11 protein-coding genes are annotated in these 16,517 nt (G+C 72.0%); 4 read left to right on the top strand and 7 right to left on the bottom strand.

Going from position 1 to position 16,517, the window contains the following annotated elements; genetic code table 11:
- Window positions 1–8: 8 nt before the first annotated feature.
- The 5 genes from def to pdxA all read right to left on the bottom strand — a co-directional run bounded on the left by def (window position 9) and on the right by pdxA (window position 8,654).
- Window positions 9–509 carry a peptide deformylase gene (gene def, locus AB0J55_RS24450; protein ID WP_364252589.1) on the bottom strand — a complete coding sequence of 167 codons (501 nt, stop codon included), beginning with the start codon at window positions 507–509 and terminating at the stop codon, window positions 9–11.
- Between the two features lie 419 nt (window positions 510–928).
- A complete protein-coding gene (locus tag AB0J55_RS24445) occupies window positions 929–5,599 on the bottom strand; it encodes a DEAD/DEAH box helicase (protein ID WP_364252586.1) in 4,671 nt (1,556 codons plus the stop codon).
- Window positions 5,592–6,380, bottom strand: coding sequence for a DeoR/GlpR family DNA-binding transcription regulator (locus AB0J55_RS24440; protein WP_364252583.1), 789 nt, complete (start codon window positions 6,378–6,380; stop codon window positions 5,592–5,594). Before AB0J55_RS24440 ends, AB0J55_RS24445 begins: the two co-directional genes overlap by 8 nt.
- Complete coding sequence (locus AB0J55_RS24435) at window positions 6,352–7,629, bottom strand: MFS transporter (protein WP_364252580.1); 1,278 nt, start codon at window positions 7,627–7,629, stop codon at window positions 6,352–6,354. Before AB0J55_RS24435 ends, AB0J55_RS24440 begins: the two co-directional genes overlap by 29 nt.
- A complete protein-coding gene (gene pdxA, locus AB0J55_RS24430) occupies window positions 7,626–8,654 on the bottom strand; it encodes a 4-hydroxythreonine-4-phosphate dehydrogenase PdxA (protein ID WP_364252577.1) in 1,029 nt (342 codons plus the stop codon). Before pdxA ends, AB0J55_RS24435 begins: the two co-directional genes overlap by 4 nt.
- 328 nt (window positions 8,655–8,982) lie before the next feature.
- Here pdxA and AB0J55_RS24425 point away from each other — a divergent pair, with 328 nt between their 5' ends.
- The 4 genes from AB0J55_RS24425 to AB0J55_RS24410 all read left to right on the top strand — a co-directional run bounded on the left by AB0J55_RS24425 (window position 8,983) and on the right by AB0J55_RS24410 (window position 13,127).
- Window positions 8,983–10,821 carry an Hsp70 family protein gene (locus tag AB0J55_RS24425; RefSeq protein WP_364252574.1) on the top strand — a complete coding sequence of 613 codons (1,839 nt, stop codon included), beginning with the start codon at window positions 8,983–8,985 and terminating at the stop codon, window positions 10,819–10,821.
- A gap of 45 nt (window positions 10,822–10,866) precedes the next feature.
- On the top strand, window positions 10,867–11,061 hold the full coding sequence (locus AB0J55_RS24420) for a DUF3046 domain-containing protein (protein ID WP_364252571.1): 195 nt from the start codon (window positions 10,867–10,869) through the stop codon (window positions 11,059–11,061).
- A 238-nt stretch (window positions 11,062–11,299) separates the two neighbouring features.
- Window positions 11,300–12,346 (top strand): recombinase RecA, encoded by a 1,047-nt coding sequence (recA, locus tag AB0J55_RS24415; RefSeq protein ID WP_003054505.1) that lies wholly within the window; start codon window positions 11,300–11,302, stop codon window positions 12,344–12,346.
- Between the two features lie 253 nt (window positions 12,347–12,599).
- The gene (locus AB0J55_RS24410) at window positions 12,600–13,127 is read left to right on the top strand and encodes a regulatory protein RecX (RefSeq protein WP_364253089.1); all 528 of its coding nucleotides are present in this window, start codon (window positions 12,600–12,602) and stop codon (window positions 13,125–13,127) included.
- Between the two features lie 27 nt (window positions 13,128–13,154).
- Here the strand turns inward: AB0J55_RS24410 and AB0J55_RS24405 are convergent, their stop codons facing one another.
- Complete coding sequence (locus AB0J55_RS24405; RefSeq protein WP_364252568.1) at window positions 13,155–14,450, bottom strand: MFS transporter; 1,296 nt, start codon at window positions 14,448–14,450, stop codon at window positions 13,155–13,157.
- Window positions 14,451–14,469: 19 nt separating this feature from the next.
- Complete coding sequence (locus AB0J55_RS24400; RefSeq protein ID WP_364252565.1) at window positions 14,470–16,437, bottom strand: PEP/pyruvate-binding domain-containing protein; 1,968 nt, start codon at window positions 16,435–16,437, stop codon at window positions 14,470–14,472.
- Window positions 16,438–16,517: the final 80 nt, after the last annotated feature.

Genomic DNA, 16,517 nt, shown 5'->3' with positions numbered 1-16,517 from the left:
GGGGAGGCTCAGCGCTTCCAGAACCAGTCCTTGTCCCGCGCTTGGCGCATGGCGGCCTTCTTGCGGTCGGCGGTGAGCCGGTCGAGGTAGAGGACGCCGTCGAGGTGGTCGGTCTCGTGCTGCAGGCACTGCGCGAGCACGTCCTCGCCTTCGACCTCGATCGGCTCGTTGTGGATGTCGACGCCCCGGACCTTGGCGTGTTTCGCCCGCTTGGTGGGGAACCACAGCTCCGGCACCGACAGGCAGCCTTCGTCGATCTCGTGCGTTTCCTCGGACAGCTCGACGATCTCGGGATTGACGACGTACCCGGTGAGGCCGGCGACGTCGTAGCTGAAGACGCGAAGCCCCACGCCGATCTGCGGCGCGGCCAGCCCGGCCCGCCCGGCGGGTTTCACCGAGTCGACGAGGTCGCGCACGAGCGCCTCGAGCTTTTCGTCGAACACGGTGACCGGATCGCAGACGGACTTGAGGATCGGGTCACCGAAGTAGCGCAGTTCGCGCATCGCCATGAGCAGAACATCCTTCGTGCGTGTCGGACTGGCAGCTTAGGCCAGCCCGCCTCGGTGCTGTAGGCGAATGGCCAACCCGGAGACCGGACCGGGCCCGCTGCCCCGGCGGGCAGGGATCGCGGCGCGGTGGCGCCAGGGCGGCGTGGCGCCAGGACGCGATGGTGCCAGGCTGGGATGGTGCCAGGGCGCGATGGTGCGACGGCGCGGTGGCGCCAGGGCGCGTTGGTGCCAGGGCGGCGCGGCGCCAGGGCGCGATGGTGCGACGGCGCGGTGGCCCAAGACGCGATGGTGCCAGGGCGGGGTGGTGTCGGATCTGCCCCGGCCGGCGCCCCGAATCCCTTCCCCGACGCTCCTTCCCCTCGCAAGGTTCCCCCCTCCCGACGCTCCTTCCTCCCGAGGCTCCCCTCCCGGCCGAACCCTCAGGCTCGCAGCCGCAGGCCCGAGGGCGTGGCCCGGAAACCCGCCTCCTGCAACACCTCGGCCAGTTCCGACGTCAACGCCTGTTCACCGTCCGCGCGTTGGACCGACAGCTGCCCCAGCCACCCTTCGCGGACCGCGGCGGACAGAGCCTGGGCCGCCTCCGACAGCGGCTGCCTTTCCTCCGTGAAGCTCAGCAGCGACCGTCCTCCTCGCTCGACGTACAGGGCCGGGACCCCGTCCACCAGCACCGCCAGCGCGCCCGCCTTGCGGGCCGGACGGTGTTTCGTGTCGCCGGTGGCCGCCGGCCAGGGGAGGGCGGCGCCGTACGGCTGGGCCGGGTCCGCCGCCGCCAGGACCACCGGACGGCCCGGAGCCGGACGGCCCGGGCCCGACAGCGCGCGCAGCCTGTCCACCGCGCCCTTGGCCGCGAACTGGGCCGCGCCGAGGCCCTCCACCACGTAACCGCGGATCACCTGGCCCGTGTCCTCCATGCCGCGGAGCACCTTGTAGATCCCGGAAAACCCGCCCGTGACGCGTTCGGTGTCGAGCGCGCCCCTGGTCAGGACGCCGTGGCGCTCCAGGAACGCCTCCGTGCGGGCGTGGGCCCGGCGGGTCGCGTCGGTTTCGCGGGGTGGGGTCAGCGCCCACCGGCCCGCCACCGTCGGCGGTCCGGACCGCGACGGCATCTGGGGACGGCCCGCCCGCAGCCGGGCGTACCGGCCGCGGGGTGCCTGGCGCCGCGGTTTGTGGGCGCCGTGCCCGGCGACCTGCGCCCGCAGCGGGCCCAGTGTGTCGCCCGTGACCAGGCCGGCCCAGACCAGGTCCCACAGCGCCGCCACCACCTCGGCGTCGTTCGGTGCCTTGTCCACCAGCACCGTCGCGCGGTCCACCAGCTGGCGGAAGAACAGCGCGCCACCCTCCAAAGTGGACACGATCGCGTCGTGCAGCGGCCCGGTCGGGATGTCCTCGACGACTTCGGGCAGCAGCAGGTCGGCGACATCCGTGGGGGCCAAGGCGATCCAGCCGTCGCCGCCGGAGAGCGCGCCGCAGCCCGCCCACGTGACCTCGCCCGCCGTCGTCAGCTCGTCCAGCAGCGCGGGGGAGTAGCCGGGCAGCCGCCCGGGCAGGATCAGCGACTCCACCGCGCTCGCCGGCAGCGGTGCCCCGGCGAGCTGCTCGACCACCGACAGCACGTCGTCCGCCGTCGGCGCCGCCCGGACACGGCCGCCGAACCCGTGCCACGCAGGCAGGAACCGGCCCAGCGCCGCCGGCTCGACCGGCTCCACCTCGGCCCGCAGCTTCGCCAGCGACGTCCGCCGCAGCCGGCGCAGCACCGCCGAATCGCAGTACTCGACCCCGACGCCGTGCGTCTCCGGGTGCCCGACGGGGCTGAGCTCGCCGCGCACCAGGCGGCCTTCCCCGGTCATCCGGTCGAGCACCCCGGTGACGACCGCGGTGCCGAGCCCGAACCGCGCGGCCGCGTCCGCCGCGGCGAACGGGCCCCGGCCGCGGGCGTAGCGCGCCAGCAGGTCGCCGAGCGGGTCCGCGACCGGTTCGGTGAACGCCTCGGGCACGCCCACCGGCAGCGCCGTGCCCAGTGCGTCCCGGACGCGGCCGGCGTCCTCGATGGCCAGGAACCGTTCCGCACCGCCGATCCGCACCCGGATCGCCCGCCGCGCCGCCTCCAGCTCGGTCAGCCAGGCTTCCTGGATGCCGCGCTCGGCGGCCTCCTCGACGGTCAGGTCGCCGAGGAACCGCAGCAGGTCGGCGGCATCTTCGGCCGAGCGTGCGTGCCGGTCGGGCTCGAGCCGCTGCAGCGACCGTTCGACCTCGGCGACGGCCTCCGGATCCAGCAGCTCCCGGATCGCCTCGGTGCCCAGGAGCTCGGCCAGCAGCGCCGAATCCAGCGACAGCGCCGCCGCCCGCCGCTCGGCCAGCGGCGCGTCCGTCTCGTACAGGAACATCCCGACGTAGCCGAAGAGCAGGCTGCGCGCGAACGGGGACGCGGCCGGCGTCTCGACCTCCACCAGCCGGACCTTGCGGGCACGGACGTCGGCCATCAGCTCACGCAGGCCGCTGACGTCGTAGACGTCCTGCAGGACCTCCCGCATCGCCTCCAGCACGACCGGGAACCGTTCGTACTTCGCCGCCACCGAAAGCAGCTGCGACGCGCGCTGCCGCTGCTGCCACAGCGGGGTGCGCCGCCGCGGGTCCCGGCGGGGCAGCAGCAGCGACCGGGCCGCGCACTCCCGGAACCGGGCGGCGAACACGGCCGAGCCGCCGACCTCGGCGACGATCAGCTGCTCGACCTCCTCGGGATCGAGGAGCACGTCGTCCGCGCCGATGGTGACTTCGCCGCCCTCGGCGTCCAGCGCGTCCGGCAGCCGCAGGACGATGCCGTCGTCGGAGTGTGCCACCTGCGCGTCGACCCCGCGGTTTTCCCGCAGCCGGGCGGCGATGGCCAGCGCCCACGGCGCGTTCACCTGGGCGCCGAACGGCGAGTGCACGACGATCCGCCAGTCGCCGAGCTCGTCGCGGTAGCGCTCCAGCAGGATCGTGCGGTCGTTCGGCACGTGCCGGGTGGCGGCCTTCTGTTCGGCCAGGTAAGCGAGGAGGTTGTCGCACGCCCGCTCGTCCAGCCCCGCCGCCTCGGCCCGGCCGCGCGCCTTCTCTTCGTCCGAAGTGGACAGTTCGCGGACGAACTTCCCCAGCGCCCGCCCGAGTTCCAGCGGGCGGCCCGGCGCGTCGCCCTTCCAGAACGGCATCCGCGCCGGCTCGCCCGGCGCGGGCACCACGATGACCCGGTCGTGGGTGATGTCGGTGATCCGCCACGACGACGTGCCCAGCAGGATGGTGTCGCCGACGCGCGACTCGTAGACCATCTCCTCGTCGAACTCGCCGACGCGCGAACCCGCCTTGTCGTCCGAACCCGGTGTCATGACGGTGAACAGGCCGCGGTCCGGGATCGTGCCGCCCGAGGTCACCGCCAGCCGTTGGGCACCCGGCCGGCCGCGCAGCTCGCCGGTGATGCGGTCCCAGGTGATCCGCGCCCGCAGCTCGCCGAACTCCTCGCTCGGGTAGCGGCCGGCGAGCATGTCCAGCACCGCGTGCAGGGCGTCGTCCGGCAGGGCGGCGAAGGGGGCCGCCCGCCGCACCAGCGACGCCAGGTCCGGCACCGTCCACGGTTCCAGCGCCACCATGGCCACGACGTGCTGCGCCAGGACGTCCAGGGGATTGCGCGGGTAGCGGACCGCCTCGATCGCGCCGTTCGCCATCCGCTCCGCGACGACCGCGCAGGAGACGAGGTCACCGCGGAACTTGGGGAACATCACCCCGGACGACACCGCGCCGACCTGGTGGCCGGCCCGGCCGACCCGCTGCAGCCCGGACGCCACCGTCGGCGGCGCCTCGATCTGCACCACCAGGTCGACCGCGCCCATGTCGATGCCCAGCTCCAGCGACGACGTCGCCACCACGCACGGCAGCTGCCCGGACTTCAGCGCCTCTTCGACGTGCGTGCGCTGCTCCCTCGACATCGACCCGTGGTGGGCCCGGGCGATGACCGGCGGCGCACCGGTGGTCACACCGGACTGCCCCACCGCCTCCGCCGGGAACGCGTCGGCGGCCGTCAGCTCGGTCTGCTCGGCGGCCAGCTCGTTGAGCCGGGCGGTGAGCCGCTCGGTGAGCCGGCGGGAGTTGGCGAAGACGATGGTCGAGCGGTGCGCGCGGATCAGGCTCAGCACCCGCTCCTCGACCGCCGGCCAGATCGACGGCCGCTGCACGGGGTTGCCGGCCATCTCTTCCATCGTGCCCATGCCGCCGGGCGCGATGTCCCCCGGCGGGAACGCCTCGGTCAGCGACTCCAGTGATTCCAGCGCGTCGAGCGGGCTCGGCGCCGGGCCGCTGCGCGGCGCGTCGAGGTTGCTCATGTCCTCGACCGGGACCTCGACGCGGACCTCGATGGTCTTCGCCAGCTTCGGCTGGACCACGCGCACCGGGCGGCCGCCGGCCAGGAACGCGCTCACCTCGTCGATCGGCCGGACGGTCGCCGACAGGCCGATCCGCTGCGCCGGCTTCGGCAGGAGCGCGTCCAGCCGCTCCAGCGAGAGCGCGAGGTGGGCCCCGCGCTTGCCGCCGGCGACCGCGTGCACCTCGTCGACGATCACGGTCTCGACGCCGCGCAGCGACTCCCGCGCCGACGACGTGAGGATGAGGAACAGCGACTCCGGCGTGGTCACCAGCACGTCCGGCGGGGTCTTGGCGAAGGTGCGCCGCTCGGCCGCGGTGGTGTCGCCGGTGCGCATGCCGACTTCGATCCCGGGCACCGGCAGCCCGAGCCGGCGGCTGGCCTGCGAGATGCCGGCGAGCGGGGCCCGCAGGTTCCGCTGGACGTCCACCGCCAGGGCCTTCAGCGGCGAGACGTAGAGGATCCGGCAGCGTTTCGTCGCTTCCGCCGGCGGCGGCTCCACCGAGAGCCGGTCCAGCGCCCAGAGGAACGCCGACAGCGTCTTGCCGGACCCGGTGGGCGCGACGACGAGGGCGTGCTCACCCGCGTGCGCGGCCCGCCAGGCCCCTTCCTGCGCCGCGGTGGGCGCGGCGAAGGCTCCCGCGAACCAGGCCCGGGTCGCGGGGGAGAAGAGGTCGAGCACGTCAGTAGCCACGTCATTCATGATGCGCGGCACCACCGACAGTTTCCGGCGCGCCCGCGAGGATCACGCTCTGGGCGAACTGCGGGAACACGACGTCGACCCGGGGTTCGTCGGTGATCAGCCGGTACTCGCGGTCGAGCGGGGCCCAGTAGGAAAAAGGGGCCTGGTCCAGCTTGGTGTGGTCGGCCAGCACGTACGCCTCCGCGCCTGCGTGGAGCATCGCGTGCTTGACGACCGACTGCTCCAGTGACGGGCAGCACAGCCCGCGGTCCGCCACCACGCCGTCCGCGCCCAAGAACACCCGGTCGGGTGAGATGTGCCGCAGCTGCGCCAGCACGCTCTCACCGAGGATCGCCTCGTCGGGGTGCCGCAGCCGGCCGCCGAGGACGATCAAATCGATCCCGGAGAAGCCCGCGAGCTCGCGGATCGCGGTGACGCCGTTGGTGACCACGGTCAGCCCCTCGCGGTGGGCCAGGTGGCGGGCGAGCCTGCCGGTGGTCGTGCCGGCGTCGAGCAGCACCACCTCGCCGTCCTGGACCAGCGCGGCGGCTTCCCGGGCGATGGCGTCCTTGGCCGCGGCGTGCTCCCGGTCCTTCTCGCGGGGAGTGCGTTCCGTGTCGAGGGCGCCGCCGTAGGTGCGGACGACGTGGCCCGCCCCGGCGAGCGAGGCGAGGTCGCGGCGGATCGTCGATTCGGAGACGCCGAACTCCTCGGCCAGCTCCGCGATGCCGCCGGCGCCGTCGCGGACGGCCTCCAGCAGCATCGCGCGCCGATCACGGGTGCCTGGTCGCGGCTGGGACATGCGCCGACTCTTCCACAGTCGCGGGTTTCAGCCCGAAGAACGCCAGGCCGGCGGCCACGGCGAGGAACGCGGCCAGGACGGCGAAGCCGGTGGTCGCGGTGCCGGTGACGTCGGTGAGCCAGCCGACCAGGTACGGCCCGGCGAACCCGCCGAGGTTGCCCAGCGCGTTGATCAGGCCCATCGCCACCGCGACGACCTCGATGCCGAGGACCCGGCTGGGGATGGCCCAGAACGGCCCGTACGGCATGTAGACGCCGGTCGCGACGACGCAGAGCAGGACCAGCTGCACGGCCGCCGGCCAGTGCACGAGGTTGCCGAGCAGCAGCCCGGCGATGGCGACGAGCAGCGGCGCCGTGACCGCGAGCCGCCGGTTGCCCGTGCGGTCGGACCAGTGTGCGCACGCGACCATCCCGGCCAGCGCCAGCACGTACGGCACGGCCGACAGGAAGCCGACGGCGGTGGCCGAGCCGCCGGTCATCGTCTTCACGACGCTCGGCAGCCACAGGCTGAAGCCGTAGAAGCCGGTGATCCAGAAGAAGTAGATGCCGACCAGCAGCAGCACCTGGCGGTTCGCGAGCGCCTGCCGGTACCCCTGCTTCGCGAACGCCGGTTTCGCGTCCTCTTCGGCCTGCAAGGTGGTTTCGAGGTACTCGCGCTCCGCTGCGGAGATCCACCGGGCCCGCGCCGGCCGGTCGGCCACCGCGAACCACCAGACGACCGCCCACACCAGCGGCGGCAGCCCCTGCAGCACGAACACCCAGCGCCAGGACATGTGGTCGAGCATGAACCCGGACAGTGGCGACATGAGGATCGCCGAGATCGGCAGGCACGTCATCCACAGCGCGTTCGCCCGGGCCCGTTCGGCCTGCGGGAACCAGGACGCCAGCAGGATCAGCACCGCGGGCCAGACACCGCCCTCGAACAGCCCGAGCAGCAGCCGGGCCAGGTGCAGCTGCGTTTCGTTCCGCACCAGGCCGCACAGCACCGCCGCGACCGCCCACGCGACCATCAGGATCAGCACGGTCTTGCGGGCGCTCCACTTCGCCGCCAGCACCGCCGCGGGGATCTGCAGCACGAGGTAGCCGACGAAGAAGATGCCGCTCGCCAGCCCCTTCGCGCCGGCGGACAACGGGAAGTCGTCGCCGATGTAGGGCAGGATCACCGCGACGTTCGTGCGGTCGAGGTAGGCCAGCATGTACATGACCACCGCGACCGGGATGACGTACGTCCAGCGCTTGCGGGGGATCACCGGAGGCTCGGCGGGTAGATGGCGGGCAGCTTCCGCGCGTACGGCGCCAGGGTGGCCGCGGCCTTGAACGCCGCCCGCATGGTGCCGTGCGAGGCCCGGCCGGTGCCCGCGATGTCGAACGCGGTGCCGTGGTCGACCGAGGTGCGCAGGATCGGCAGGCCGACCGTCACCGACACCGTGCCGTCGAAGTCGTAGGTCTTCGACGCGATGTGCCCCTGGTCGTGGTAGAGCGACAGCACGCCGTCGAACCGGCCCTGGATCCCTTGGTGGAACACGGAATCCGCGGGGATCGGGCCGACCACGTCGAGCCCGGCGACGCGCGCGGCGGCGACCGCGGGGGCGATCGCGATGATCTCCTCGTCGCCGAACTTGCCGTTCTCGCCTCCGTGCGGGTTCAGCGCGGCCACCGCCAATCTCGGTTTCTCCGTGCCGAAGACTTCCAGTGCCGTGTACGCCTCGCGGATCGCGTGTTCGATGTTCTCCCGGGTGATCTGGTTGATCGCCTCGCGCAGGGAAAGGTGCCGGGTGGCGAAGAAGATCTTCAGCCCGGACACCCAGAACATCGTGTTGAACCGGGTCGAGCCGGTCAGCTCGCCGAGCATCTCCGTGTGCCCGAGGTGCTGCGAACCGGCCGCCCAGATGGCTTCCTTGTTGATCGGCGCGGTCACGACCGCGTCGACCTCGCCGGCCAGCGCGAGCCGGGTGGCGACCTCGATCGCCCCGACCGCCGCCGCGCCCGCGGTCGCGTTCACCTCGCCCCACGGCAGGTCTTCGGTGACCACGCCGAGGTTGAGCACGTCGATCACGCCGGTGGTGAAGCGGGCGTCGGCGACCGTGGCGATCGGGTTGATCTCCAGGTGCAGCCCCAGGTGCCGGACCAGGCGCTCCAGCACGATCGCGTCACCCACCGCGACCCCGCGTGCCAGCTGGAGGGCTTCGGGCTCGGCGAGGGTCTTCAGGGTGATCTCCGGGCCGATGCCCACGGGGTCGCCGAGGGTGACGGCGAGGACGGGGAGGTCGCTCACGGGTTCTTCCTTCCGGTGGGCCAGGACGTGGTCGCGGAGTTCCGGGCGGGCGGTGCTCGCCTGCCCGGAACACGGTGCTCACGTGCCGGAAGTTCGCCCGCCGCCACAGTGTGTGGCGGCGAGCCGCCCCGGGTATTCGTCTGCACCTTCGCCCCAATCCTGCGCATTCTGGTCAACTTTGATGACCGAACTGTGCAACTATCGTGCACCTTGATCGACGTCGGAGTCAAGGAGCAGTGACTTTCGCGGGTCCGCACGCACGGTGACCGCGCACATGGCAGCATCACCGCGGGCGCCGCCGAGGCGCCTTTTCGCGAAGGGGAGTGCTGTGCGGATCCTGTCGGTGGACCTCGGGACGTCCAACACCGTCGCCGTGCTGTCGGCGCACGGTATGCCGCCCAGGGTCGTCGAGGTGGACGGCTCGGCCAACATGCCGTCGGCGGTGTTCGCCACCGAAGAGGGCACGATCATGGTCGGGCGCGACGCCGAGCGCCGCGCCCGGCTCGACCCGACGCGCTTCGAACCGAACCCCAAGCGCCGCATCGACGAGCAGACCCTGCTGCTCGGCACCGACGTCGTCCCGGTGACCGAGGCGCTCGCCGCCATCCTGCGCCGGGTGCTCGAAGAGACGTCCCGGCAGCTCGGCGGCGACCAGCCCGACGAGGTCCGGCTGACCCACCCCGCGCAGTGGGGCCAGACCCGCCGCAACGTCCTGATGTCGGCCGCCCGGCTCGCCGGGATGGGCCCGAACATCCTGCTGGTGCCCGAGCCGGTGGCCGCGGCGGCGCACTTCGCGTCGTTCCCCGGCAAGGCGCTCGCCCCCGGCCAGGCGCTCGCGGTCTACGACCTCGGCGCCGGCACCTTCGACGTCGCCGTCGTCGGCGCCACGCAGAACGGGTTCACCGTGCTCGCCGAGGACGGCCTGCCCGACCTCGGCGGCCTCGACGTCGACCAGGCGCTGATGGTGCACGTCGGACGCGAGGTCTCGCACTCCGACCCGCAGCGCTGGCAGCGGCTGCTGCGCCCGGAGTCCACCGCCGACCGGCGCACCCGGCGTGCGCTGCAGGAGGACGTCAAGGCGGCCAAGGAGGCGCTGTCGCGGCACCCGCAGACCGAGGTGCCGATGCCGGAGCCGTTCAAGGACGTCCTCGTCACGCGCGGTGAGCTGGAAGGCCTGGTGCGCCCGGCGATGCTGCGCAGCGTCGAGTTGCTTTCGCGGACGCTGCGGTCGTCCGGGCTGGCCCCGGACCGGCTGGCCGGCATCTACCTCGTCGGCGGGTCGAGCCGGCTGCCGCTGGTCGGGACCATGATCGCGGAGAAGCTCGGTGTCGTGCCGGGCAGCCTCGACCAGCCGGAGACCGCCGTCGCGCTCGGCGCGCAGCACGTGGCCCGCGACGGGCTGTCCGTGCGCACCCAGAACGTCGAAGGGGCGGTGGCCGCGGGGGCGCCGCCGCACCGGCCGCAGTACGCGCCGCCTCCGCCGCCGCAGTACCCGGGTTATGCACCGTCCGGCTTCCCGCCCAGCGGCCCGCAGCCGATGCCGTCGAACTTCCCGGCCTACTCGCCCGCGCCGGAGAAGGCCGAGCCTCGCGGGAAGAAGAAGCTGCTCATCGGGATCGCCGCCGCGGTCGTCGTGGTGCTCGCCGCCGGGCTGACCTTCTTCCTCACGTCGTCCTCCTCGGTCGCCACCTACACGGCGGACCAGTGCAGGACGCCGGGCCAGGCCGACGACAAGGGCTTCACCGGGTGCCTGCGCCAGCTCGCCGGGAAGATCGCCGACACCGGTGACTGCAAACCCGGCATGGGCAACGGCCCGGCGGCGCCGGCGCAGAGCCTGGGGGCCTCCTCGACCTGCTCCGCGCCGGGCCGCGCGGGCACCCAGGTGACCTACGTCCACGGCGACAGCGCCGACGCGCTCAAGCAGTACACCGACGGCCTGCTGGCCTCGGCCGGCGGCGACCGCACCGAGGCCGACTGGGGCGGCAACGGGCTCAAGGGGCACTACTCGTCGGCCGCGGGCAAGACTTCGGCGGTGCTCGTGTTCACCGTGGCGGACCGGCCGCTGGCTGGGTTCATCTACCAGCTGAACACGAGCGGGCAGGCCCAGGTGACGACGCCGGGCACGCTGGCCGACTACTTCGAGGCGAGCGTCCAGCCGGGGGAGTAGACGGCGCGAACGGAGCTTTCCGGCCCGCCGGTTAGAGTGGGCCCGATGCGGATCACGGTTTTCCGGCGGCTGATGGCCGACGAGTTCGGCCCCGGGCGGGCCCAGGTGCTGGCCAGGGACCACGTGCTCAGCGGGCTCGGCGGGCGCACCGTCGACCAGGCGCTGACCGCGGGAATCCCGGCGAAGGAGATCTGGCGCGAGGTCTGCGACGCCTTCGACATCCCGGCCGAACGGCGCTGACCTGGGCGAACACGCACGGGTCCTGACCCGGGCGGGCGAAAATCCTAGCGCAAGGGTGTGTCGCTGCCGACCTCGAACAGGTGTTCGTCTATGGTGTTGTCCACATCGGGTCCAGCGATCCACAGATTGGGCGCCGCGCCTGGAATTGTCGGTCCCCGCCGCTAGCGTCGGACCGGACAGCTGAAGAACCGACACAGAGCCCCCGAGACCGGGGCTTAGACCAGCGAGGTGGACTTCCATGCCTGCAGCACCCGACAAGGACAAGGCGCTCGAGCTCGCGCTCGCGCAGATCGACAAGCAGTACGGCAAGGGCTCGGTGATGCGCCTCGGCGAGGACACCCGCCCGCCCATCGCCGTGATCCCGACCGGCTCGATCGCCCTCGACGTCGCCCTCGGCATCGGCGGGCTGCCCCGCGGCCGCGTCGTCGAGATCTACGGCCCGGAATCCTCCGGTAAGACCACGGTCGCCCTGCACGCGGTGGCGAACGCGCAGCGTGCCGGCGGCATCGCGGCGTTCATCGACGCGGAGCACGCGCTCGACCCGGAGTACGCCAAGGCCCTCGGCGTCGACACCGACGCGCTGCTCGTCTCCCAGCCGGACACCGGTGAGCAGGCCCTCGAGATCGCGGACATGCTGATCCGCTCCGGCGCGCTCGACATCCTCGTCATCGACTCCGTGGCCGCGCTCGTGCCGCGCGCCGAAATCGAGGGCGAGATGGGTGACTCGCACGTCGGCCTCCAGGCCCGACTGATGAGCCAGGCGCTGCGGAAGATCACCGGTGCGCTGTCCAACTCGGGCACCACGGCGATCTTCATCAACCAGCTCCGCGAGAAGGTCGGCGTCATGTTCGGCTCCCCGGAGACGACCACCGGTGGCAAGGCGCTGAAGTTCTACGCGTCGGTCCGCCTGGACGTGCGCCGCATCGAGACGATGAAGGACGGCGGCGAAGCGGTCGGCAACCGGACCCGCGTCAAGGTCGTCAAGAACAAGGTGGCCCCGCCCTTCAAGCAGGCCGAGTTCGACATCCTGTACGGCCAGGGCATCTCCCGCGAGGGCTCGCTCATCGACATGGGCGTCGACCAGGCCATCCTGCGCAAGTCCGGCGCCTGGTACACCTACGAAGGCGACCAGCTCGGCCAGGGCAAGGAGAACGCGCGCCGGTTCCTGCGCGACAACCCGGACATCGCCAACGAGATCGAGAAGCGCATCAAGGAGAAGCTCGGCATCGGCCCGCAGCTCGACGCGGCAGCCGTCGAGGCGGTCCCGGCGCCGGTCGATTTCTGATCGGGCGGGGCGGCGGGATTGGGTGAGGTGTGCTCGCGGAGTGCGCTCGCCTTTATCCCTTCGCCGTGTCTTCCGGGGGTCGAACCCCCGGACCCCCGCCAGGGGGCGAGCCCCCTGGACCCCCGCCGGGGTTGCGTCGGGTGGTGACCTGCGGGCCGGGTGGTGCGCGGCATCGGTGACGCTCGGCTTTGGTGGTGTGCGGCCGTGGTTGTCGTGAGAACGAGGAGTGATCGAGGTGGCCAGGGCGCCCAAGGTGCCGCCCGCTGAGCTTCCTCCTGAGGAGCGGTACAAGAAGGCCAAGGAGATCTGCTTCGATCTCCTGGCCGCTCGCCCGCGGACTCAGGAAGAGCTGCGGCAGGCGTTGCACCGCAAGGGGTTCGACGAGGAGACCAGCGAGGTCCTGCTCGGCAAGCTCGACCGGGCCGGGCTGGTCAACGACGCGGAGTTCGCGGAACTGTGGGTCAAGTCCCGCCATGCGAACCAGGGCCTGTCCCGGACCGCGCTGGTGGCCGAGCTGCGGCGCAAGGGCGTCGACGGCGAGGTCGCCGCGCAGGCCGCGGGGGAGGTCGACCGCGCATCCGAGGAGCAGATGGCCAGGGAACTGGTCCGCAAGCGGCTCGGCTCGCTCGGCAACGTCGACGAACAGACCGCCCTGCGGCGGCTGCTCGGCTTCCTGGCCCGCAAGGGGTACCCGCAGGGGCTGGCGTACACCGTGATCAGGGAGGAACTCCGCGAGTACGGCGCGGAGTCCACCCTGCTCGACGACGCCGTCATCGACTGATCGCGCCGGCCGTACCCGGCGCGGCGGTCAGCGGCGGACTTCTCCCAGCCGGCCCTGCGCGCGGAGCTCCACGGCCTGGGCGGAACGGCGGGCCGGCGGCACCCGCCGGTCCGAGCGGTGCTTGCGGACCGCCAGCAGCAGCACCGCGAGCAGGCCCATCGCCACGCACGTCACCACGGCCGTCAGCACCAGGAACTCGTTCAGCTGCCCGGTCGCCAGGTACGCGCCCAGTGCCACCGCCACCAGGGCGCACACCGCCCGGTCCACAATGGACTCCATGGACAGGAGCGTTGCCCGGTACCGGGAGTCCGGGATGGAGTCGTTCAGCAGCTGCTTCTGGACCGGGAACGCGATCCCCGTCGCCACCGCGAACACGCACAGCAGCACCACCGCCGGGAAGGGGCCCGCGAAGACCATCGCCCCGAGGCACAGGGCCATCACGATCGTCAGGGTGAACACCGAACCCACCGGGCCGATCGCGCGGCGGAGCCGGTGGGGGCGGGCCGCGCCCAGGGCCTCGAAGACCGTCATCGCAGCCAGGAGCGCGCCGTACCAGTTCACCGAGAGCGACTTCGACTCCAGGATCGGCTGGAACAGGTTCACCTGGCAGATGCGCACCAGGGTGAACATCGCGATGCCCTGCACCATCAGCAGCACCAGCCATCGGGACGACCGCAGCGCCGACAGCGCGCCGCCGACGCCCGCCAAGACCGAGGCCGTCCTGCCGGTCACGCGGCGACCGCCGGGGATCGGCGGGAGCTTGCCCGCGAACACCAGCGCGACCGCCGCGTTGATCGCCGTCAGCCAGTACGGGGAAGGGAGGTTCCACGCCATCAGCAGGCCGATCACCGGCCAGTACACGATCTTGCCGACCAGGCTGTACGCGCGGCCGACGCCTTCCACGCGCAGGTAGTGTTCCCCGGCGCCGGATGCGTGCAGGTACTCGTACAGGTACGCGCTCTGCGCACCCGACACCAGCGAGCGGGCCAAGGCGATCAGGATGAAGTGCACGAGGAAACCCGCGTACGAGCCGGAGAGCACCGGCACCAGGTTCGCCGTCACGAGCACGCCCGCGCCCGCCGCCAGCGAGGTGCGGTAGTCGAAGCGGTCGGCGATCATCCCGGTCGGGATCTCCAGCAGGCAGAACACGAGGTAATAGATGCTCTGGATGCCGAAGATCTCGCCGTCGGACAGCCCGGCGAGCTTCTGGTACTGGTAGAAGATCGGCACCCACAGCAGCAGGCCGAAGAAGAACTGGAACCCGTAGCTCAGCCGGACGGCGCGCTGAACGGCGGGTTTCGCGGGCAGGCGAAGGCCCAGCATGGTCGTTTCTCCCGGGAGGTCAGGCCGAATAGGGGCGCAGCTGCACGAGGTGGAGGTGGTCGCCGTCGGCGAGCCACTCGATGTCCACCGGCGAGCCGAACGTGTAGTCGGGTGAGAAGTGGCCCTGCAGCAGGCGGCCGGCGATCGCCAGCTGCTGCAGCCGGTCGTGCGCCCGCGCGTCGAGGTCCGCCGGCGCGTCGCCCAGAGACAGCGTGCGGCCGCCGCCCTCGACCGTCGAATACAGGTACTGCATCGGCAGGGCCGACCCGTCGACGACGTCCGTCACGCGCGGCGACACGTTGACGTACACCGTGCGGAAGTCCGCGCGGTTCATCGGGTTCGTCGTCACCAGCACGCCGCCGAAGTCCGCCGCGACCTGCTCCTGGATCACCACGCCCATGTAGCACTCGTCGAGCGAGATGCCGGCCTGCTGCCGCAGCCGGACGCTGCGCACCGACACCAGCGACGCCCAGACTTCCTTGACGCTGGCGAAGATCCGCTCCGCCGTGGTGACGTGGTTGTGCGACTCGTAGATCCCGGCGGCCGAGAACCCGGCGAGATCCTCGGCGTTGGACGAACTGCGCACGACGAACGCCCGCACCCCGGCCAGCTGCGACACCAGCGCCGAATCGATCTCGCCGGCCAGCGCCCCCGGCATGCGCGCGGACCGGATCAGCCCCTGCAGCTCGACGCACAGCGGCTCGATCTCCCGCGCGTCCAGCTCGCACGCCATCTTCAGCTTCCCGATGGCCTGCTGGATCCGCGGCGACGACTCCAGGAACCGCCGTTGCAGGGAGAACGGCAGCGCGATGCCCCGCGGGACGCGGACGTGCTCGTCGAGCAGCCGGCGGGCCGCGGCGCCCAGGTCGGCGTCGAGGGGGACGTCCAGCAGGCGGGCCAGGTACGGCAGCAGGTTGTCCCGCGGAGGCCGCGGCACCTGGTAGAAGCCGAGCAGCCGCTGCGACCCGTGCGCCAGCACGTGGTGCAGCTCGCCCAGGTTGGCCGCCTTCGTGCCGTAGCGGTGGCGGTCGGCCGCCCGCAGCCGCGCGAGGTTCACGATCGGGCTGTGGTCGGCCTCGGGCTGCTCCAGTGTGACGCGCTGGGCGTACCAGGACGGCGGTGCCGCGTCGGCCGGCTCGTCGATCTCCCGCAGGGAAAACGCGGTGGCGTCGACCGTGTACTCGACCCACTTGCCGTCGAGGCCGCGGCGCTCGACCTCGGCCAGGGCGCCGAGCTGGACGGCGTTCGGGATCTGCCAGCCGGTCGCGAGGACGTTGGTGTGCGACAACGGCGTCGTGTGCCGCGCGTTGACGATCCCCGCCAGCCGCGGGATGTCGTCGGGCACGCGGTCCATCACGATGATGTCCGTCCAGTCCAGCTTCGCGGCCCGGTACTCGGCCTCGCTGCGGAACGCGCGCAGCCGCCCGGTGGCCGTGCCCGGGTTCAGCGCCACAAACGGGGCCGTCGAGAACAGCTCGTGCGCGAAGACGCGGGGCAGCTCGCTCGCCGGGATCTCCCGGACGATCCGCTCCTGCCGCTGGTTGGCCGGCTTGAACACCAGCGGCAGCGACGGGTCGACGTACTGCGCGACGAAAGCGTGGAACTCGCGGATCAGCTCGGCCGGCATGGTGTCGACCTCGACCGTCTCCAGCGAAAGCAGCTGCGGGTGCAGCGCGAGAATGCCGAGCAGGAACCGGCGGTCCGGGGCGTGGTAGAAGGTTTCGTTGTACGAGTCGATCTCCGCGCGCACGCGTTCGTCGGGGACACCGAGGATCTCTTCGCCGATATAGATCGCGTGAAAGGAATGGCGTGCGTTGTTCAGGAAGTGGATCTTCGCCTGCTCGCGGTCGACCACGACCTTGACGAAGGAATAGCCGCCGAGAGTGCCGCCCAGCTGGTGGAGTGCGGACACCGAAAGGCGTTCGCCGACAAGGGCGGCAATGGTATCGGGGGCAGGATTGGGCGCGACCACGCTGGTCAGGGACACGGATTCTCCTCGCTGGAAACAGCGAAGAGAAACGATAACAGGCCGGTAAATAACGCACCAGGGTGGTGGTTGCGCCATTC

This window comes from Amycolatopsis sp. NPDC049688 (genome assembly GCF_040674975.1).
Classification (GTDB): Bacteria; Actinomycetota; Actinomycetes; order Mycobacteriales; family Pseudonocardiaceae; genus Amycolatopsis.
The sequence above is the reverse complement of the archived record's forward strand: the minus strand, read 5'-3'. Positions and strand labels throughout refer to the sequence as shown.